Here is a 20176-nt window from a genome sequence, read left to right as displayed (position 1 = left end):
CGATCGAGCGTCCGGAGCCATTTAATGTGCAATGACTACGAGCAGCACATCGCCTGGGCCGAGTACTGCCGGATGATGGCTTTGCTGGCGCTCAATATTCCCAGCCATCAAACCGAACTGGATCTGCCGCAGGCGGATGACATCCACATCAACGACCCCGCGCCTGTAATGCGGGCTGCCGGCAACACAATCGAACTGGCGTCGATGACGTTCGGCTTTCCTCCGGCCGGACCAAAAGGCGGACCTGTATTCAACTTTCGCTCGGAGGGTCGACAATTCGGCAACAGCAAACGCTGCCTCGTCCCGGCGTCGGCATTCTTCGAATTCACGGGAACGAAATATCCGAAAGCCAAGCACAAGTTCACGCTGAATGGCCATTCGTTCATGGCGATTGCCGGGCTTTGGCGCGAGGGTGTCGGCAACAAGCCGCCGACGTTCACGATGCTGACGACCGATCCGGGGCCGGACGTGGCGCCATATCACAATCGGCAAGTGGTTGTGCTCCCGCCATCGGACTGGGCGGCATGGATCCATCTGACGAAGTCCGAGGCTGAACTCATGCGGCCGCTGCCGGAAGGGTCGATCAGAGCGGAAACAGTTCGCGCAGGTTCCGAGTAGGAACCATCGAATGAGCGTGGAAAAGATTATATGATTGCGCCAACATCGCAGGTAAACTTGTCGACCAAAACTGATGCCGATCTTCTCAGTCCAGCATACGACGGTCTATCGCTATAGCCGGCCGGTGAGGTTCGGCGAGCATCGGCTGATGTTCAGACCGCGCGACAGCTTCGATCAAAGACTCCTGGACCACGCCTTGTCTGTCGATCCCGAGCCGAAAGAGGTTCGCTGGATCCATGACGTTTTCGGAAACTGCGTGGCGGTGATCGATTTCGAGAACCCCGCGAAAGAACTGCGCTTTGCGACAGACATTCGGCTGGACCACACGCCGCAGCATGCGCCCGATTTCCGTATCGACGAAGCTGCGCTTCACTATCCGTTTTCCTACGATCCCGACGAAGCCGCAGATCTCTCCCAGACGATGGAACGTCAATACGAGGATGACAGTGACGAGGTTGGCAAGTGGGCACGACAGTTCCTCAGTGCCGCAGGGCACACCGGGACCGGCAATCTGTTGATGACGCTTTGCTATGCCATCCACGAGAGCTTTGTGTATTCCCGTCGAAGCGAGCCAGGGACGCAGCCGCCGCTGATGACGTTGCACCTGCGTCGCGGCACATGCCGGGACTTTGCGCTGTTCATGATGGAGGCGGTTCGTTCGCTCGGCTTTGCCGCCCGTTTTGTGACTGGTTACGTCTATGTGCCGAGCCGCGACAGCGCGACGGTTCTTGGCGGCGGGTCGACGCATGCCTGGTGCCAGGTCTACCTGCCGGGTGCCGGCTGGGTCGAGTTCGACCCCACCAATGGCATTGTCGGCAATCGGGATTTGATCAGGGTGGCCGTGGCCCGGCATCCTCGTCAAGCCATTCCGCTTTCCGGGAGTTATTCGGGAAGCGCGTCGAGCTTTCTTGCAATGACCGTCGAGGTGAATGTGGCGAAGGAGATCGGTGCGTAGGAAAATTAGCATCCGCTGATGTTTTCCCGGAACTGTTTGGCCGACGCGGAGTTTGCCCGGTTGCTGAATGACAACAATCGGAGCGTCGATGCGGATACGCGCAGGTTACACCCTCACCTACGAATGTCCGCAGCCAACGCCGATGCTGTTGGCGCTCGAAATCCATCCATCGCGCCGGGTCGATCTGTTGACGGAACAGGTCATCGATTTCGATCGTCCCGTCGAAGCACGCGGCTACGTCGACGGTTTCGGCAACGCCTGCACGAGGATCGAGGCGCCCTCGGGCCAGACGACGATCTCAACCACCTTCGATATCTACGATAGCGGCGAGCCCGATGCGGTCGCCGAGCAGGCTGTGCAGCACAAGATCAAGGACCTGCCGGACGAGGTGCTCGTCTTTCTTCTCGGCAGCCGCTACTGCGATACCGATCGTCTTGGAGATTTTGCCTGGGCGAAATTCGGCAATACCGCGCCTGGATGCGCGCGTGTCCAGGCGATCTGTGATTTCGTTCACAATCACATCGTCTTCGATTACCAGAAAGCTGACCCGCTGCGGACGGCTCACGACAGCTTCACCGACCAGGCCGGCGTTTGTCGTGACTTTACCCATTTGGCGATCGCGCTATGCCGTTGCATGAATATTCCCGCGCGGTACTGCACCGGCTATCTCGGTGACATCGGGGTACCGCCGGCGCCGTATCCGATGGATTTCAGCGCCTGGTTCCAGGCCTATCTCGCCGGCACCTGGTTCACATTCGATCCTCGCCACAACCGCCCGCGCATCGGGCGGATATTGATGGCAACCGGGCGCGACGCGACCGACGTCGCCATCTCAACCAGTTTCGGTTTTTCGCGGCTTACCCGTTTCGAAGTCGTGACGGAGGAGGTCCAGGCCGAACCTTCCCTGGCGTCTGTCGAAAATTCCGCGTTCTCACCTTGAGCTGCAAGGTTCGTAGAGGTGGGTCGACGATGTCCCGAGGCCCCTCTGATCTCGAGGTCAGGGCCGCGCTGCATTCAGGGCGACGCTGGCGCCATGCGAATGCATCCGCCCGCACGATATAAGCGCTTCAGCCCCGCTTGACGTTGCCGGCGGTGACCTCGTCTTTGTGGGTGGCGAAAGCTTCCAAGACTTCGGTTTTCTCAGGCTTCGGAATCTTGAAATGATCCAGGGTCCGCCCGAGTTCCGCTGCGACCTCATCGAATTCCGCAGGGGAAATCCGCAGGTCGCGATGCGCCTCCTCGAGGCCGAGCGGCGTCGTGCCGGGCTTGGTGGCGACGAACTTGAAGGGCCCACCAGAAACGTCGCAGACCCACAGCGTGCGCATGAACTTGAGGCCGGGCAACCTTTCAAGGTTCTTGGTGTGCCACTTGCGCAATTGTGGGTTCTTCGACTTCTTGCCGACGATCGGGTTTTTCACGACGGCGTCGCTAAAATGATCGATCACCGCTGCGATGGCGAACACGCCCCCCAACCGCTCATACAGACTTTTTTCAGCTGTGGTTTTCTTGGCCTGGGCGAGTGCGTTGTCGGCGGGCAATACCGCCGTCGACGCGGCGGCCAGCGCCAGCGCGGCAACAACACTTCGTCTTGTCAAAGAGGTTGAAACAGCCGTTTTCATCCCTGGTTCCCTTCGAGGTTAGGCCAGAGCAAGCCGCAGCCTGTCTGGCGGGCTTCATGAAGTGACATTCGGACACTTTGCTATATTTTAGCATCGTCTAAGGAACAAACGAGCCCTTCGCCCGAATTATTCCGATGGACGGCATTCTCACGGTCAACATGCGTAAAAAGGGCGAAGGCCGCGCGGATGAGGAAGGCTTAAGCACGCGTCGCTGCACGCGGCAGAGGTCGCGAAGCCACTTCGGCCGCATCGGCCCGATCGATGTTGCGGACACCGTAGTGTTCCTGGCCTCGCTGGCGGCGGTCGCCTGCGGCCAATAGCCTGTGCTTTTCAAAAATCGCTAGCTTCTGCGGATAGGTGATCCGCACCTTTGCGTTGCACCCGTCGCATTTGAAGTGCGCGATTGTTCTGAGTGCAGAGCCCTTTCTTACCGCCGGATGCGAGCAATCCGGACATTCGAATGTGAGCGCGACATCTGATAAGTCTTTGGCTAAGCCCATTTCCATCCCCTTCGCAAGCTCGGTGGCTACACTCTGGCGATTCTCAATGGGCAATTCAGATGCCAAACGGCTGTGCCAAAGCGGGATTAGACCAATTCACCTCGGAACGCCGCAAAGCTAGTGCGCCTTCTCTCTGCCTTTTGAGCGACGAAGAGACCTAACCTCCTCCAGCAGTTCGCGCTCATTGGTAGTCAAGTTTCGGAAGATTGCGACAATCATCACCGCTAAGGTTTCGGCATCCAGGCTTAAAGGGTCAATGTGTTCATCTGCGCAAACCTGATCAAACACGCGTTCACAAATAGCCAAATCGTGAGGGCTGAGGCGAGTGCTATTGAAACGCCGGCGCGACATTTGCGAGCCTTCGACGCCCGCCGCCCTGTTGCAAAAGAAGCGGGCCCTGGCAAGAAACGCGAGTCGTTGAGTGGTTGTTCCCGGCTGCAAGCTTTGCTAAGCCGCCTGCAGCAGGGGCAGACCAGAAGCCTTTCCCCGCACGCATCATGGCGCATGCGAGCGGAGCTGTGCGCCGACCTTGGCATTTTCCTAGCATGGCGAGATGCTTGGCACCTAAGGGATTTTCGAGCGACCGCTTGAACGGCTCTGGCTGCCATGCGCGGGCCGATTTTGGACGGCTGGACCGTTGGACTCACGTCAGACACACGCAAGACTACTTCGAACCCTAAACGGGGCCGTCGGCTACCGTTTTGCTTCGAGATCAGCCTGGCCGATTTTTGGATCCCCCCAAAATCGCTCGAACCTTTCTTAAGTAACGTTCAATCAGCGACAATCCGTCGACTGTTGGACTATTTTCAGAGCTTCGTCGGGCAGACCGCAGGATCCGTCTAAGAACGTGCTTTGCCGGAGGCGGAACTCACTTCTCGAATTAACTTCCTGATTATTGCCGATTGAAAGGAAGCGGCACTGTCGGCGGGAATGACGAACGAGCCGGGTCCTCCGATCACGTGCCTCGAATAATATTCCGTCGTCGTCTCACCATTTTCAACGTCGGCGCCTATCGGAAGACCATTGATCACGATGGCTTTCCGAAGTGCTCTCTGACGGCTGTCATCGACAGACGTTCCGTCGTTGTTCGCTCCGTCACCTGAAATGTCGATGATCCTGCGCAAGGTTGGGACAGGCAGTTTGTCAAAGGCGTCCACGGAGGCGTCGATGGCGTATGAGATCGACGTATTCGATCCGTGCGGACCAGAACGCAGCCTTCCAGACTTCTTCCGGAGTGCCTTAGCGATGACGGCCGCATCCTTTGCGTCAGAAAGAATGGTCCAGCTCACCCTGGTTTCCGAGGAGCCGCGGCTCGACCATTCGACAAAGGTGACGGCGATCTTGCCGTGCATACCCTCTTTGATCACCTTAAGCACGGTCGCTGATTCCAAAGCAGCCGCATAGCTCTCGCGTTGTAGGTTTGCCTCTATCTGGTTGATAGAGCCGGACATGTCGGCCGCGAGAACGATTGCGACATCGACTTCGTTGATCGGATTCTCAAGGGCAACCTTCTCGCGAATTCCACGAGGAGAAAGACCGATCGTGTGAGGATTTGCGTGAATATACTGGACAGAGACCAGCACAATTTTCAGCAATCCTGCGATCAGTGCGCTAAAGGATAGGACTTGCATCTCCCATCTATCCTCATGAGCTTATTAAACTCTTGGGGGGCGGTTGATCGCTGACTTCTATTAATTCTGAAGGGAACTCAAGTAGTTTAGATAAAGGGGCTTACTCTCCTAACATTAGCTTTCTCTATATTAGCTGTGACTATTTCAAAAGTCAACAAAATGGAGGGAGAGACACGGGGTAGTCAGCATGCCGGAGCGGAACGCAAGAACGGCTGCATAGGAGGACGCTCCAGCATCTTTTTATTAGCTAGTGCTAATTATCAGGCATATGGTCACTTCAACATGTGGCCGAAGCGGCAACCGGAAAAGGGAATGGCGCGGCGCCGAGCCACTGCCGCGGTCGTCCTTGCGGCCTTTTCGTCGTTAGGGTTTTGGTTCCCTCGAGGGCGCATGATGCCCCGTCAGGGTGGAGCTGTCCGCTGGCCTGCTGTCACGGCGACGCGGAACACGGTGAGTGTCAGCGAATCCCAGCGCGGGCGGTTCATGTTCGTCCCAGTGGCTGGGTTGTCATCTTGAGGCCTGGGGATCATCGGAAGATCACGCGGCAGCAGCGATACTTCATTCCGTATGGTGATGAGATTCCGTCGCAGGATGGCAATTATCATATTTGCCTTCATCCGACCGAAGAGCATGAGAACTGTTTTCTTGCACCGCCCGACGCCATGTGACCCGGGAGCCGCGCTGCGTCCGAAAAATTGCGAGATGCGGGAACGGCTGCAAGCCGGGTCCAGGAGCATGCCGGGCCGGCGCCCTAAAGGCCGCAAAGACACGGCGAGTCAAAGGGCGATGAAATTCAGGCGCAACACAAATCCTCGGTGACCGAAAATCTGGTGCTGCGAGAGAGGATTGAACTCTCGACCTCTCCCTTACCAAGGGAGTGCTCTACCACTGAGCTACCGCAGCCGCCGATGGCGGGGCTTCTGCCATATCGAACCGGCAAGCGCAAGGCCAAGACAAAGACGGGTTGAAAGGCCGCACCAGGCGATCGTTGCGGACATGGCCGTGCCACAATGTTCGCTATCCCTTGATACGCACCGGCGGGTCGCCGGCCGGGGACGGGACGATGAACGATAAGACAATTTCTCCGAACAAGGATGGTCTACCAAAAAAGGCTGGCCGCAAGGACCGGCTGGCCGAGCAGTTGCGTGCCAATCTGCAGAAGCGCAAGGCGCAATTGCGCTCACGGCGAACCGGCGGGGCCGACCAGCGGCCGGACGGGCTGCAGGCGGCAAAGCAGAAGGATTAACGCGAATCGGCTATGTTGGTCGCCGGTATTTTGGCCAAGGTATCGTGGGCCAACGCGGGGAAATAGCCTGTTTCTTGAACCAAGCCGGCCAATGGTCTAGATGGGCCGCAACTGACTCAACCGATTTAAACCGGCTTTTCGGCCGAGGGGACGCTCTTCATGGATCGCATCAGAATTGTCGGCGGCAACAAGCTTGCCGGAAGCATCCCGATCTCGGGCGCGAAAAACGCCGCGCTGCCGCTGATGATCGCCGCGCTTTTGACCGACGACACGCTGACGCTGGAAAACGTGCCGCATCTGGCCGACGTCGAGCAGCTGATCCGCATCCTCGGCAATCACGGCGTCGACTATTCGGTCAATGGCCGCCGCGAAAAGCAGCATGAGGGCTATTCGCGCACCATCAATTTCTCTGCCCGCAACATCGTCGACACGACGGCGCCTTACGAGCTGGTGTCGAAGATGCGGGCGTCGTTCTGGGTGATCGGCCCTCTGCTGGCCCGCATGGGCGAGGCCAAGGTGTCGCTGCCCGGCGGCTGCGCCATCGGCACGCGGCCGGTCGACCTCTTCCTGGAAGGCCTGCAGGCGCTGGGCGCCGATATCGACGTCGACACCGGCTATGTCATCGCCAAGACCAGGAACGGCCGGCTGGTCGGCAACCGCTACGTGTTCCCGAAAGTCTCGGTCGGCGCCACCCATGTGCTGATGATGGCGGCCTCGCTGGCCAAGGGCGAGACGGTGCTCGAAAACGCAGCCCGCGAGCCCGAGATCGTCAACCTTGCCGACTGCCTCAACGCCATGGGTGCGAAGATCTCCGGCGCTGGCACCGCGACCATCACCATCGACGGCGTCGAGGCGCTGTCGGGCGCCCGCGTCAGGGTGATCCCCGACCGTATCGAGACCGGCACCTATGCGATGGCGGTGGCGATGACCGGCGGCGACGTCGTGCTGGAAGGCGCGCGGCCCGACTTGTTGCAGACGGCGCTGGACATCATTTCGCAGACCGGTGCTGAGATCACGCAGACCAATTCCGGCATCCGCGTCAGGCGCAACGGCGCCGGCATTTCGCCGGTCGACGTGACGACGGCGCCGTTCCCGGCGTTCCCGACCGATCTGCAGGCGCAGTTCATGGGCCTGATGACGATGGCCAAGGGTAAGTCGCGCATCACCGAGACGATCTTCGAAAACCGCTTCATGCACGTCCAGGAGCTCGCCCGGCTCGGCGCCCACATCACGCTGTCCGGCCAGACGGCGATCGTCGACGGCGTGGCGAAGCTGAAGGGCGCGCCTGTCATGGCAACCGACCTTCGCGCCTCGGTGTCGCTGGTCATTGCCGGCCTTGCGGCAGAAGGCGAGACCACGGTCAACCGCGTCTATCATCTCGACCGCGGCTTCGAGCGGCTGGAAGAAAAGCTGTCCGGCTGCGGCGCGGAGATCGAGCGCATTTCGGGGTAACGATAGCAGGCTCAGGTCAGCGCCGCCCCTCATCTGCCTGCCGGCATCTTCTCCCCGTATAGGGACGGGAGAAGGACCGCCTGGCGAAGGATTTCGCCAATCTCCAGCGTTGCGGAGAGGGTGCCGAGGTTGCGGCCAGCCTCTTCTCCCCGTCCCTATACGGGGAGAAGGTCCCGGCAGGCGGACGAGGGGCGGCGCTGACCGGGGCGATTGCCTGGCCAAGACCTCCGGTGCGGTTGCACGAGCCGGAAAGACCGCCTAACAGAAGGTCGAATAGTCAACTCGCAGGTGCGAATTCCGCATGAATGGCCTTAAGCTTGTCGCGCTCGACGATCAGGATCTGAGCATCATCTCGGCGCATGTCCAGGATGCCGTGATGAAGGTCAGCGATCTCGAATACCTGCCTTCGGTCAAGCGCTTCGTGCTGACCATGAACCGCTTCGTCTGGGAGGCGAAATCGGGCTTCTTGCGCCAGCACAATGAGCGGCGGCAAGCGGTGCTGCATTTCGACCGGGTGCTCGCCGCCAAGACCAGCGGCATTGCCCGCGACAAACCGGACGAGGTGCTGTCGCTGCTGGCGATCAGCTTTCTCGCGCTAGACAAGCCGGCCGGCATCGTCGAGCTGATCTTTGCGGGAGGCGGCGCCATCATGCTCGATGTCGAATGCATCGAGGCGCGGCTTGCCGATGTCGGCGGTGCCTGGGAAGCGACATCGCGCCCGGTCCACAGGGTCTGAGCCGATGGCCATCACGCTTCGCCAGTCCGACGCCGATTTCGAGCAGCGCTTTGCCGCGTTCCTGCTGACCAAGCGGGAAGTCTCGGCCGACGTCGACGCCGTGGTGCGCGAGATCATCGCCAAGGTGCGCGCCGACGGCGACGCGGCGCTCGTCGCCTACACGCAGAAATTCGGCGGCGGCGACCTGACAAGGCTCGGCATTGCGGTGTCCAAGGATGACATTGCCAAGGCTTACGATGCAGCCGATCCGCAGACGGTCGAGGCGCTGAAATTCGCCCGCGAGCGCATCCGCTCCCATCACCAGCGGCAGCTGCCTAAAGACGATCGCTATACCGACGCCGCCGGCGTCGAGCTCGGCTCGCGCTGGACGGCGATCGAGGCCGTCGGGCTCTATGTGCCGGGCGGCACGGCGAGCTATCCGAGCTCGGTGCTGATGAACGCCGTGCCGGCCAAGGTCGCCGGCGTCGAGCGCATTGCCATGGTGGTGCCAGCCTCCGGCGGCGACGTGCCGCCGCTGGTGCTGGTCGCGGCCGACCTTGCCGGCGTTTCCGAAATCTACCGCGTCGGCGGCGCCCAGGCGATCGCAGCCCTTGCCTATGGCACCGAGACGATAAAGCCCGTCGCCAAGATCGTCGGCCCCGGCAATGCCTATGTCGCGGCGGCCAAACGCCAGGTGTTCGGCACGGTCGGCATCGACATGATCGCCGGGCCTTCGGAAGTGCTGGTCGTCGCCGACGGCAGCAACGACCCCGACTGGATCGCAGCCGACCTGCTGGCCCAGGCCGAGCACGACGTGTCGTCGCAATCGATCCTGATCACCAACGACCCTGCCTTCGGCGACGCGGTCGAACAGGCGGTTGAACGCCAATTGCAGAACCTGCCGCGCGCCGCGACGGCGGCGGCGAGTTGGCGCGATTTCGGCGCCATAGTCCTGGTGCCGACGATCGAGGCAGCACTGCCGCTGGTCGACCGCATCGCGGCCGAACATGTCGAGCTTGCCATCGACGACCCAGAGCCTTTCCTGGCGCGGATGCGCAATGCCGGTGCGGTGTTTCTCGGCCGGCATACGCCGGAGGCCATCGGCGACTATGTCGCCGGCTCCAACCACGTGCTGCCGACGGCGCGCTCGGCGCGCTTTTCGTCCGGGCTTTCGGTGCTCGATTTCGTCAAGCGTACCTCGATCCTGAAGCTCGGGCCGGAACAGTTGCGGGCGCTGGCGCCGGCGGCGATCACGCTGGCCAAGGCGGAAGGACTCGATGCGCATGGACGCTCCGTCGCCATCCGGCTGAACATGTAGAAATGTCCGACTACGACGAAACCCGCGCCAGGCTGATCGATGTCGAGCTCGACGAGACGATCGGCCGATCGACGCCCGATGTCGAGCATGAGCGGGCGGTGGCGATCTTCGACCTGATCGAGGAGAACCGTTTCCAGCCGGTCAATGACGACGGTGCCGGGCCATACCGACTGAAACTGTCGCTGGCCGAATCCCGGCTGGTGTTCGCGGTGGCGCGCGAGGACGGCGCAGCCGTGGTCACCCATATCCTGTCGCTGACGCCGCTTAGGCGCATCGTCAAGGATTACTACATGATCTGTGAAAGCTATTACGACGCCATCCGCACCGCGACGCCCAGCCATATCGAGGCGATCGACATGGGCCGGCGCGGCCTGCACAATGAAGGCTCGCAGACGCTGATGGACCGGCTTGCCGGCAAGATCGACATCGATTTCGACACGGCGCGCCGGCTGTTCACGCTGGTTTGCGTGCTGCACTGGCGAGGTTAAACTGGCCGCCCCGCTGCCCCGCTCGATCCTGCCCCGCTCGATCCTGTTTGTTTGCGGCATGAACGCCGTGCGCTCGCCGATGGCCGAATTGCTGGCGCGCAAGGTGCTCCCGCCTACCACTTTCGTCGCCTCGGCCGGGGTGCGCGGCGGCGAACGCGATCCGTTCGTCGATGCCGTGCTGGCCGAAGAGGGGCTGTCGCTCGGCGAACGGCACCCGAGAACGATGGACGACCTCGAAGACGATTATTTCGATCTGATCGTGACGCTGGCGCCGGAAGCCCACCACACCGCGCTCGAACTCACCCGCTCGCTGGCCGTCGAAGTCGAATATTGGCCGATGCCCGACCCGACCGGCGTCAGCGGCACGCGCGAACAGATCATGGCTGCCTATCGCGACGTGCGCGAGCGGCTGAAGGCGCGGATCGGCCGCCGTTTTCTCGGCAACGAGGCTGAAAACGCCGCGGATTAAGCGTGTTCACAAGCGGACGTTTATCATATAGGTTCCGCGCAACTTTCCGGCCGGGGCGCTGGAAGTACCCATCCAAGCAAAGGTATCGAATGCCGAAGGAAGAAGTCCTCGAGTTTCCGGGTGTCGTGACGGAATTGCTGCCCAACGCGATGTTCAGGGTCAAGCTCGAAAACGAACATGAAATCATCGCCCATACGGCCGGCCGCATGCGCAAGAATCGCATCCGCGTTTTGACCGGCGACAAGGTCCTGGTCGAGATGACGCCCTACGACCTGACCAAGGGCCGCATCACCTACCGCTTCAAGTAAGTTCAAGGACCCGGCCGGGATCGCGATGGGCATTTTGCAGAAGCTCGTGCTTGCCTCGGGTTCGCCGCGCCGGATCGAGCTGTTGCAGCAGGCCGGCATCGAGCCGGATCGCGTGCTGCCGGCCGATGTCGACGAGACGCCGCTGCGTGCCGAGCATCCGCGGTCGCTGGCCAAGCGGCTAGCGACGCAGAAGGCCGAGAAGGCGCTGGTCTCGCTGAAAACCGAGACGGACTACCTGCCGAGCTTCGTGCTGGCCGCCGACACGGTGGTTGCCGTCGGGCGGCGCATCCTGCCCAAGGCCGAGACGCTCGACGATGCCGCCAACTGCCTCGGGCTGCTGTCCGGCCGTTCGCACCGGGTCTATTCCGGCATCTGCCTGATCACACCGGGCGGCAAGCAGCGCTTGCGGCTGGTCGAGACCAGGGTGCGCTTCAAGCGGCTGCCGCGCGAGGAGATCGACGCCTATATCGCGTCGGGAGAATGGCGCGGCAAGGCCGGCGGCTATGCCGTCCAGGGGCTTGCCGGCGCCTTCGTCGTCAAGCTCGTCGGCTCCTACACCAACGTCGTCGGCCTGCCGCTCTACGAGACGGTGGCGCTGCTGAGCGGCGAAGGCTTCAAGGTGCACGTCAACTGGCTGGCGGGTGCGCGGATATGAGCCCGGACGACAAGGTCACGCCGCTGCGACCCAAGCGGCCCTGCCCCGAATGCGGCAAGCCATCGGCGCGCGAAACCTACCCGTTCTGCTCGAAGCGCTGCAAGGACATCGACCTCAACCGCTGGCTGAAGGGCGTCTACGTCATCCCGGGCCGCGACGACGAGGACGACGACGACCACCAGAAATAGCGCCGTCCGCCTGCAGTTTTCCACAAGCTCGGGACGGTTTCGCGGCCGCGATTGTGACCGATGATCGGCCTTGCCGACTGCCTGTCGCTTCCCGCCTGAACTCAATGTCCAGAAGCTGTTCCATCCGGGTAGAGTCGGATGGAACAGGTTCTGGCGTTTTGCCTGAGCATGATCTTTTCCGAAAACCGGATTCCACTTTTCGGGATCATGCTCTAAGCGCTGGACAGGCCGGATTCCCGTGCTATAACCCACGCGCTTTCAAGGGGTGCCGACGGCGCTTTCATGAACCCGGTGTGCAGATTGCCGCCCGCCGGAGCAGGCCCAGATAGCTCAGTTGGTAGAGCAGCGGACTGAAAATCCGCGTGTCGGTGGTTCGAATCCGCCTCTGGGCACCACTACTTCCTCATATAAAGTCAATGGCTTGCGGTGTCGCCAGCTTGGCGACTTACGGCATTTCATGTCGCGCCGTGTTGCGAACTGTTACCGTTGAGTTTCAAGGGTTTCCTGCGACTGTCGGCAACTCCACGCGACATGAACGCGACATCAGCTTCAACAAAGACCAGCCTCATGGCAAATGCTCGGTTTCAAATTTCATGTGCCCGCCGGCTTTACCGCTTTCTGGCAACCACCAGGAAATTCTGCGCAAGCTCCGCCGGAATCCTGGCACTTGCGCAGATCCTTTCAAACGGCACCATCAATATTTCGCACAGTCTTGGCAGCAATTTCCCGGGTCGCGGCAAAAAACCGTACCCAACTATCCGCTCGACAATAAAGCCATTTGCAATGAGCGTCTGCTCGTATCCTTTAATGCTCAAAGTGTGGCGGACTGTCCCTCCTGCATAACGGTTCAGAATGCGGCAGACCAGCCCTATTGGGGAGGTCGCATTCATGTGGATATTCGAGATTAGCAATCCACCTTCGTTCAAATGCGCGCTGATGGCCGACAGTGCATCCTTCCTGAGCTCATCTTCAGCATTGAGGAAGAATCTGAATGCCGTGACCACGTCGAACCTTTCGGCAAGCGGAGAGAACGTAAGATCAGCGCGGACCAATTTCACGTTCTTCGGAACCCGTGCGCTAGCCAGCATAGATTGGGAGATGTCAACGCCGACGACTTCACCAAAAAATGGAGCTGCGATATTTGCTATGCGGCCTGTGCCGCATGCGAAGTCCAGGCATTTCCGGTTCGGCCCGCCGACAGGCAGGAGAATACGTTCGACCAAAGGCTTTTCGATACCCGACCACAGAGCTGCATAGTAGCCGGACCGGTACGTGTCGGAGTAATGGGCACCGTACCCAGCCGTCTGGTGGCTTGCTCGGTAATCCCGACGAGCGGGTGCACGGTTCTCATGGACGCTCCCGAACGGTCGCCGCTGCGCCCGCAGAAATCTGCGAATGCCAACGAACGATCTCACCGTGAGCACCATGCAACTCGCGCCTCTAGTCTGGCCCGACGCATGCCGTCGCGGGCAATCCGTGCCCCACGATGCGCGCGACGACCTGTTCGAAATTGCGTGGGTCGAGGCCGTCGACACGCATCAGCGGCCATTTGTCTTGCAGGCATTGCCCGATCTCCCTCGCGATATCCGCTTGCTTCAGGCCCCTGACCACTCCGACTTCGAGAAGGCGCTCGAGGTACGGCTGCCGCGCATACCGCTCAATGAGGCGGTGGCGCAGCGTTTCCCCGGGCGCGTCGACTTGAATGAGGAGATCCGGTCGCGGCAGGAACGTCAGGCAATTACGAACCATGTCGATACTTTGATTTCGTCCCAACAGGACGAGCGCGCACAACGCCTGAACAATGCCCTCTTCGAAAATGAAGTACCCTTCTGAGGCCTGCGCCGTATTCCAGGCTTCGAAAAGCAAAACGACGTCGATCTTCAGACGCAACGCCCATATTCGGCTTTTTGGAGGGATCGATGCCAAAAGCCGCGCAGCGGCCCCCTCGCTCGGCGGGGTCGAGAACAAGACCGGACTCGCGGTGGCGAGCTTGTGCACCAGACGCTGGATACCATGGCGTGTCTCCGGGCTTTCATCCTCGACCGAATCGACTTCGCTGCCGACAGATACAAAATCAATCCGGCGATAGCCATTGACTGTCTTCACACGGATGTCGTGTTTCGCCAGCTCACGGCAAAGGGCGCGGAGAAGGGTCGTCTTGCCTGCACCAGGCGGACCGAACAACTCGATAATCATGTAGGGATCTCCCGAACAGGAAGCAGAAAGATCGGATGAAGCGAGCTCGCCCGCTCCGGCGGTGTGGCGAGCGTAAACACTCTGGCATTCGCCTGGCCGAGTTGACCCCGCTCGCTGGCATCCTGCTGACGCCGCAAAAAGCTTTGGAGGAGATGCGATGCGGTGGAAGACTGCCTTTCCATGGCGTGCAGTCCCGCCTGTTGAGCCGCCACAGCGTTGCCGGTTGACTTGAGAACTTGCAATTGCTTCTCGATCGCCTGCGCTTGCGGCTGGTTGACACGCCTGTCGCTGTCGAACTGGCTCGTCGCCCGTGCCATCTCCTGATCGATCGAGCGCCCAACGGTTGCCCGTTGGTCGACGTCGGTCGTCGTGGCTTCCAGGCGTGCGAGCCTCGACGACGCCGACCCCGCCGCCTGCGCCAACACCTCCGTCGTCGCGCCGCTTGCGCCCATAGGGAACATGGACCTCAGAAAGTCTCTAAATTGCCTGGGGATCAGTGCTTACTATGAGTGCCGAACCATACCATCATCCATCTGAATGACTGCCGGCACCACGGCACGCGCGTTTGGGCGCTGAACAGGGCAACGAGTTCAGGCCGAGCGGGCGGTTTTGGCTTGACGCGACACAAACGCGACATTCGGCCTAAAATCTGAACAATATCAATCACCGACAGCGGACTGAAAATCCGCGTGTCGGTGGTTCGAATCCGCCTCTGGGCACCATTTTTTCCCTGTACATATAGGTAACAGTTTATACCTAAGACATGGGTGACAATCTCGCGCCGAGCGGATTGTCGATGGCGTGCAAGAATTATCTGGACCATGGCGCCAGAGGCTCCTGCTCGCCGGCCAAATGGCGATGAAGAACGCCTTCAGCATCTTGGATTCCGCTCTGGCCACAACCGCCCTACAGACCGAGGGCGCAGCCGTCCTTGCGCGGTTCAGAACCGCCCAGCAGGGTCCCGTTTGCCCAATCGATGCGAATAGCCTGCGCACCGCCGATCGGGTCCGTGGCAGGAATGATTTCGAAACCGCGCCGGCTAAGTTCAGCTACGGTTTCGCGAGCGAGCCCGTGTTCGGCCTGGACCTTCATCGTGCCGCTGACAGGGGCGACCCGCGGCAGATCGATCGCCTCCTGCAGATCCATCCCGAAGTCGAGCACCTTCGTCAGCAGGTGCGCGTGGCCCATTGCCTGGTAGTAGCCACCCATAACGCCGAAAGGCATCTCTGCCCGGCCGCCTCTCGCAAGCATCCCGGGTATGATGGTATGCAGAGGTCGCTTGTTCGGTGCCACTGCATTGGGGTGCCTGGGGTCAAGCGAAAAGCTTTGCCCGCGATTGTGCAAGACGACACCGGAGCGTGGCGAGACCAGGCCCGAGCCAAAGCTGTCGAAGACCGAGTTGATGAAACTGACCGCATTGCGATCCTTGTCGACAACGGAAATATAGACCGTGTCGCTGTGCAGCGGCATATCGAACGCCGGCAGGTCCGCGCGGGCGCGCTTTAGGTCAATCATGCCGGCCAGACGATCGGCCCAAGCATTCGACAACATATCGGCCACCGGGACCTCGGACGCATCAGGATCGGCGACGAGCAGGTCACGCGCGGCGTAAGCGAGGCGTGTCGCTTCGATTTCCAGGTGAAGCCGGTCCGCTGATTGCGGGTCGCCGTTGGCTTCGAAGCGCGAGAGGATGTTTAGAATCAGCAACGCGATCACACCCTGGCCATTCGGCGGACATTCGAACACATCGCAGCCTCGAAACGCCGTGCTGATCGGGGTCACGTACTCGCCTGTTGCCGAGGCGAAATCTTCGAGTGTGTGCAATCCGCCGAGCCCACGAAGATAGGCGACCATGTCTTCGGCCACAGGGCCAGCGTAGAAAGCCTCTCGTCCTTTTCTTGCGATCAGCCGCAGCGTTGCAGCCAACTCAGGCTGGCGATGCACTTGGCCAACGCCTGGCGCGCGACCGTTTGGCAGGAAAATCCGTTTCGCAGTAACATCGGAGGCCAGAAGTTCTTCCTCCAACGCCCAGTCACGATGGACCCGCGGTGAAATGGCGTAGCCTTCCTCGGCGAAGCGTATAGCAGGGGCCAGAATTTGATCGAAGGGCATGTGCCCGTGATCAGCGTGCAATCTGGTCCAGGCATCGATCGCTCCCGGGATGGTGACGGAGCCAGGAGAATTGCGAGCTACCTCCGCCATGCCACGTTCGAGGAACCAGTCAATTGTGAGGGCGGCGGGTGTCCTGCCCGATCCGTTGTAGGCGATGACCTCGCCGGATCCGTTTCGCGACAGAAGAGCGAAGCAATCGCCTCCAATGCCTGTCGAGGCTGGTTCGACGACACATTGCACCGCGCAGGCTGCGATGGCGGCATCCATGGCGTTGCCGCCGGTCGCCATGATCTCCACCGCCGTCAGGGTCGCCGACGGATGAGAGGTGGCGGCCATGGCCTCGCGTGAAACGACGACCGAGCGCGTTGGTTTCTCAAAATTTCGCATGCTATGCCCTTCTGATCGTGCTCAAGAGGCGGCGTCCCTCATCGTCGAGGGGCGGTGCCGCAGATGCCGCGACATCCAGTATTCGAGTGCCGCCAAGGCACGGATGATCGTGAAATTCAAAGTGAGATAAACGGCGCCCGCGCAGATGAAGACTTCAAAGGCGCGGTAAGTCTGGGAGATCAATCCCTGGGCAATTCCAGTCACCTCCATCAAGGTCACGATGGAGGCCAGAGACGTGCCCTTGATCATCAGGATGATTTCGTTGCCGTAACTCGGCAGAGCCTGGCGAAAGGCCAGCGGCAGGATAACATGCCGATAGGTCAGACAGGTGGACAGGCCGACAGACCGGGCCGCCTCGACAAGGCCGCGCGGCACCGATTGAATCGCGCCGCGGAGGATTTCACTGCCATAGGCGGTGGTGTTGAGTGTCAGCGCGATGATTGCGCACCAGTAGGGATCGCGGAAAACGGCCCATAATCCAATTGCCGACAGTTGGTGCCGGAACTGACCAAGGCCATAATATGTCAGAAAAATCTGCACCAGCAGGGGCGTGCCCCTGAACATTGCAACGAAGCCACGGATCGGCAAAACGACGAAGGGCGATTCCGATTGCTGGGCAAGCGCCAATGTGACGGCAAGGACGAAGCCGGCAACAATGGAAGTCAGGGCCAATTCTATCGTAAGCGGCAGGCCGGCGAGGAGCTTCGGCAGGATTTCGAGGAAAAAACTGAAATCTATCATGCCGACCGGACGCGCCACGGCGCCTTTCGTTCCAGACGGTAAAAGGCATGGCCCGTGACGGAAGCGATAGCCAGATAGAGCAAGGCTGCAGCAATGTAGAAGATGAATGGTTCACGGGTCGAACCTGCAGCGATCTGTGCCTGGCGCATCAGTTCAACGAGGCCGATTACCGATATCAGCGACGAGTCCTTCAGAACCAACTGCCACACGTTGCCGAGACCTGGCAGCGCGTAGCTCAGGAGCTGGGGAAAAATAACCTGTCGCAGCCGCTGCAGCCGGTTGAGACCAAGCGCGCAAGCGGCATCGTGCTGTCCTTGGTCGATGGCGAGGTAAGCCCCTCGATAGACCTCGGCTTGATAGGCGCCCGAGATGATTGCGATGGCCAAGGTTCCAGTGGCAAAGGCCGGAACGCCGACGAATCCGGACCCGCCCAGGCTATGACCAAGCGAGGTCAGGGCGACACTTCCTCCATAGTAAAGCAGATAAATGGTCAGAAGGTCGGGCACGCCTCGGAAAACCGTGCAATAGCCAAGGGCCAAGAACCTCAATACCTTGGAGTTGCGGAGACGGCCGGCCGCTGCCAGCCCACCGAATACAGCGCCAAGCGCAAAGCCCAGCACAGACAGAAGCACTGTAACCGAGGCCGCCATGAGAAGAGCAGCCCCCCAACCTCCGTGCTGGAAACCAAGTAGCCGGCATGCGTCAACCATCGATACCCCCGGCAGGGCGAACGGCTCAGCTCCGGAACGGGTCAGGAATGGCCGTTCGCCGACAAGCGCCTACTTGACTGGAGTGACGTCGCTCTTGAGCCATTTAAGCGACAGGGTTTTGATCGTGCCATCGGCGATCGCGGCGTCGATGGCCCCGTTGAGCATATCTTTCAGCTTGATGTCCTCTTTGCGGATACCGGCACCGGAGCCAAGACCGAAGAGCCCCCCGACAAATCCCGGCCCGGCAAGCGTATAGTCGCTGAACTCCGGTTTGCCCAACGTGGCGGCCAGCGCTGTCTGCTGTGCGAAGAGCGCGTCGATGCGACCCGCAGCGAGATCGAGATCGTGTTGCTCGGTGGTCTTGTATTCGCGAATCTCGGCGACGTCCGAGAAGTATTTTTTCACAAATTCCAGGTTCGCCGTTGCGGCCTGAACTCCAATGATCTTTCCCTTCAGCAATGGCTTGAGCTTGTCGATTGCCGCCTGCGCAGAGGCTTCATTCTCCAGCTTGAACCGCTCGTTGGAAATGCCGACCTTGCCCAGTTCGCTATCCTTTGCGACCGCGAAACCTGAGGGATCCACCGCATATGGCTGGGTAAAGTCAATGATCTTCAGACGTTTTTCAGTGATGAACATGCTCGCCATGATCACGTCGAACTTGCCGACGGTCAGCGCGGGGATCATGCCGTCCCAGTCCTGTGCGACGATCTTGCACTCGATCTTCATTCGCCCGCACAAATCATTGGCGAGATCGACTTCGAAGCCGTCCAGTTTGCCGTCGGCTGTTGTGAAATTCCAGGGCGCGTAGGCTCCTTCGGTGGCAATGGTAATTGCCTTTGGTGTTTCTTGTGCGACGGCGGCCTGGACCAGGCCGAACAGGACCGACGCAATGGCTGCGATGCGGCTAATTTTCATGTCATTCTCCTCTTTTTTGCCGGTATGGCAGTTCCCTTTCGTCGTGCCGGATTATCTTCCGGCTTCAACGAGTTAGATGGCGTTTTCTAGCGGCGGCCGGGACTTGCGAAGTTGGCCAGAAGGGGCGCTGTCTCGACGATATGATCCCGCATGACGATCTCTGCCTTGCCGGCATCACCTGACCGCAACACCTCAATCAGGATCTCGTGCTCGGCGCGCGCGCTGGCGGGCTTGTCGACATAGTCGAACCAGATGCGCAGGTAGGGTTCGATCACGACGTGCAGGCTGGCAATCTGCCGGACCAGCTTGGGTCGGTTGCTCAATTGGCAAATCTGCAAATGGAAGGCCTGATGGCGCACGACCCAGTCGCTGCTGCCGGTCTGGCTGGCGCGCTCCATGCGGTCGAGCTGGCGTTCCAGTTCTTCAAGCACTTCGACATCGATGTGCGGCATGGCAAGCCTCACCGCCAACCCTTCGAGCACCGAGCGCATTTCAAAGGTTTCGTAAATCTCATCGAGGGTAAGCCCGGCGACGATGCAGCCACGGTTCGGGCGAATGACCACAAGACCTTCCGCGGCCAGCTGGCGGAACGCTTCGCGAACCGGCATGCGGCTCATGCCGATTTCCGTCGCGATCTCTTCCGGGATAAGCCGGTCCCCGGCGCGGTAGCGCCCCATCCTCAAGGCACGCTGAATGTGGCGATAAGCCTCCTCCTCGGCGGTCGTGATGCCCAGCGGCTCGATTGCGTCTGCTGCCATGTCCTTGGTCCAATCAGAGCGTATCTGTGTATCCACTTATCCAGTTGTCGCGACCTGTGTCAAGCACCGAAGCTTGTGCGCGTTAGAATTTCTATTGTGAGAATAAACACTTGGGGGGAAAATGGGGCAAGCACACCGTCATCAGCTAAGCCGCTGATCGGCGTGCTTTTCGGTGCCTACGCGTCGGAAACCTTC

General features: G+C 60.3%; 23 protein-coding genes and 2 tRNA genes. 14 read left to right on the top strand and 11 right to left on the bottom strand.

Annotated elements, in window-relative coordinates; genetic code table 11:
* Positions 1-24 precede the first annotated feature (24 nt).
* From NKJ09_RS03365 to NKJ09_RS03355, 3 genes are all read left to right on the top strand, one after another.
* Positions 25-618 (top strand): SOS response-associated peptidase, encoded by a 594-nt coding sequence (locus NKJ09_RS03365; RefSeq protein ID WP_352493814.1) that lies wholly within the window; start codon positions 25-27, stop codon positions 616-618.
* 73 nt (positions 619-691) lie between these two features.
* Positions 692-1573 carry a transglutaminase family protein gene (locus tag NKJ09_RS03360; RefSeq protein WP_352493813.1) on the top strand — a complete coding sequence of 294 codons (882 nt, stop codon included), beginning with the start codon at positions 692-694 and terminating at the stop codon, positions 1571-1573.
* Positions 1574-1661: 88 nt separating this feature from the next.
* Positions 1662-2513 (top strand): transglutaminase-like domain-containing protein, encoded by an 852-nt coding sequence (locus NKJ09_RS03355; RefSeq protein ID WP_352493812.1) that lies wholly within the window; start codon positions 1662-1664, stop codon positions 2511-2513.
* Between the two features lie 127 nt (positions 2514-2640).
* Here the strand turns inward: NKJ09_RS03355 and NKJ09_RS03350 are convergent, their stop codons facing one another.
* Positions 2641-3192: a group I truncated hemoglobin gene (locus tag NKJ09_RS03350; protein ID WP_352493811.1), complete on the bottom strand. Its 552-nt coding sequence runs from the start codon at positions 3190-3192 to the stop codon at positions 2641-2643.
* Between the two features lie 134 nt (positions 3193-3326).
* Between NKJ09_RS03350 and NKJ09_RS03345 the strand changes: the two genes are divergently transcribed.
* A complete protein-coding gene (locus tag NKJ09_RS03345; RefSeq protein ID WP_352493810.1) occupies positions 3327-3512 on the top strand; it encodes a hypothetical protein in 186 nt (61 codons plus the stop codon).
* A 1019-nt stretch (positions 3513-4531) separates the two neighbouring features.
* Here NKJ09_RS03345 and NKJ09_RS03340 read toward each other — a convergent pair.
* Together NKJ09_RS03340 and NKJ09_RS03335 are read right to left on the bottom strand one after the other, a co-directional pair.
* The gene (locus tag NKJ09_RS03340; RefSeq protein WP_352493809.1) at positions 4532-5323 is read right to left on the bottom strand and encodes a DUF1194 domain-containing protein; all 792 of its coding nucleotides are present in this window, start codon (positions 5321-5323) and stop codon (positions 4532-4534) included.
* A gap of 828 nt (positions 5324-6151) precedes the next feature.
* Positions 6152-6226: transfer RNA gene (locus tag NKJ09_RS03335), tRNA-Thr, on the bottom strand.
* A 160-nt stretch (positions 6227-6386) separates the two neighbouring features.
* On the opposite strand from NKJ09_RS03335, the gene NKJ09_RS03330 reads away from it, so the two are divergent.
* From NKJ09_RS03330 to NKJ09_RS03285, 10 genes are all read left to right on the top strand, one after another.
* On the top strand, positions 6387-6569 hold the full coding sequence (locus tag NKJ09_RS03330; RefSeq protein WP_352493808.1) for a hypothetical protein: 183 nt from the start codon (positions 6387-6389) through the stop codon (positions 6567-6569).
* Between the two features lie 159 nt (positions 6570-6728).
* Entirely contained in the window at positions 6729-8021 is a 1293-nt protein-coding gene (murA, locus tag NKJ09_RS03325) for a UDP-N-acetylglucosamine 1-carboxyvinyltransferase (protein ID WP_023719441.1), read from the top strand.
* A 301-nt stretch (positions 8022-8322) separates the two neighbouring features.
* Positions 8323-8757, top strand: coding sequence for a DUF2948 family protein (locus tag NKJ09_RS03320; protein ID WP_352482425.1), 435 nt, complete (start codon positions 8323-8325; stop codon positions 8755-8757).
* 4 nt (positions 8758-8761) lie between these two features.
* Positions 8762-10054 (top strand): histidinol dehydrogenase, encoded by a 1293-nt coding sequence (gene hisD, locus NKJ09_RS03315; protein WP_023719443.1) that lies wholly within the window; start codon positions 8762-8764, stop codon positions 10052-10054.
* Between the two features lie 2 nt (positions 10055-10056).
* Complete coding sequence (locus NKJ09_RS03310) at positions 10057-10542, top strand: UPF0262 family protein (protein ID WP_023719444.1); 486 nt, start codon at positions 10057-10059, stop codon at positions 10540-10542.
* 58 nt (positions 10543-10600) lie between these two features.
* Positions 10601-11011, top strand: a complete 411-nt coding sequence (locus NKJ09_RS03305) for an arsenate-mycothiol transferase ArsC (protein WP_023719445.1) — start codon at positions 10601-10603, stop codon at positions 11009-11011.
* A gap of 89 nt (positions 11012-11100) precedes the next feature.
* On the top strand, positions 11101-11319 hold the full coding sequence (gene infA / locus NKJ09_RS03300) for a translation initiation factor IF-1 (RefSeq protein ID WP_006200926.1): 219 nt from the start codon (positions 11101-11103) through the stop codon (positions 11317-11319).
* Between the two features lie 25 nt (positions 11320-11344).
* Entirely contained in the window at positions 11345-11974 is a 630-nt protein-coding gene (locus tag NKJ09_RS03295) for a Maf-like protein (protein WP_023719446.1), read from the top strand.
* On the top strand, positions 11971-12162 hold the full coding sequence (gene yacG, locus NKJ09_RS03290; RefSeq protein ID WP_023719447.1) for a DNA gyrase inhibitor YacG: 192 nt from the start codon (positions 11971-11973) through the stop codon (positions 12160-12162). Before NKJ09_RS03295 ends, yacG begins: the two co-directional genes overlap by 4 nt.
* Positions 12163-12481: 319 nt before the next feature.
* Positions 12482-12557 (top strand) — tRNA-Phe (locus NKJ09_RS03285).
* A gap of 213 nt (positions 12558-12770) precedes the next feature.
* Here NKJ09_RS03285 and NKJ09_RS03280 read toward each other — a convergent pair.
* From NKJ09_RS03280 to NKJ09_RS03245, 8 genes are all read right to left on the bottom strand, one after another.
* Positions 12771-13385: a class I SAM-dependent DNA methyltransferase gene (locus tag NKJ09_RS03280; RefSeq protein ID WP_352482429.1), complete on the bottom strand. Its 615-nt coding sequence runs from the start codon at positions 13383-13385 to the stop codon at positions 12771-12773.
* Between the two features lie 217 nt (positions 13386-13602).
* Positions 13603-14358, bottom strand: a complete 756-nt coding sequence (locus NKJ09_RS03275) for an AAA family ATPase (protein WP_352482431.1) — start codon at positions 14356-14358, stop codon at positions 13603-13605.
* Complete coding sequence (locus NKJ09_RS03270; protein ID WP_352482432.1) at positions 14355-14810, bottom strand: hypothetical protein; 456 nt, start codon at positions 14808-14810, stop codon at positions 14355-14357. The genes NKJ09_RS03275 and NKJ09_RS03270 overlap by 4 nt, the downstream gene beginning before the upstream one ends.
* Before the next feature lie 454 nt (positions 14811-15264).
* The gene (gene ggt, locus NKJ09_RS03265; protein WP_352493807.1) at positions 15265-16857 is read right to left on the bottom strand and encodes a gamma-glutamyltransferase; all 1593 of its coding nucleotides are present in this window, start codon (positions 16855-16857) and stop codon (positions 15265-15267) included.
* Positions 16858-16878: 21 nt separating this feature from the next.
* A complete protein-coding gene (locus tag NKJ09_RS03260; RefSeq protein WP_352494022.1) occupies positions 16879-17598 on the bottom strand; it encodes an ABC transporter permease in 720 nt (239 codons plus the stop codon).
* Positions 17595-18308: an ABC transporter permease gene (locus tag NKJ09_RS03255; protein WP_352609360.1), complete on the bottom strand. Its 714-nt coding sequence runs from the start codon at positions 18306-18308 to the stop codon at positions 17595-17597. The genes NKJ09_RS03260 and NKJ09_RS03255 overlap by 4 nt, the downstream gene beginning before the upstream one ends.
* A gap of 69 nt (positions 18309-18377) precedes the next feature.
* Complete coding sequence (locus tag NKJ09_RS03250) at positions 18378-19223, bottom strand: transporter substrate-binding domain-containing protein (protein ID WP_023719454.1); 846 nt, start codon at positions 19221-19223, stop codon at positions 18378-18380.
* 86 nt (positions 19224-19309) lie between these two features.
* On the bottom strand, positions 19310-19981 hold the full coding sequence (locus NKJ09_RS03245) for a GntR family transcriptional regulator (RefSeq protein ID WP_023719455.1): 672 nt from the start codon (positions 19979-19981) through the stop codon (positions 19310-19312).
* Between the last annotated feature and the right edge of the window lie 195 nt (positions 19982-20176).

Origin of the sequence: Mesorhizobium sp. M0189 (assembly GCF_040322135.1) — a bacterium.
Classification (GTDB): Bacteria; Pseudomonadota; Alphaproteobacteria; order Rhizobiales; family Rhizobiaceae; genus Mesorhizobium.
This window is presented reverse-complemented; position numbering and strand designations above follow the sequence as displayed.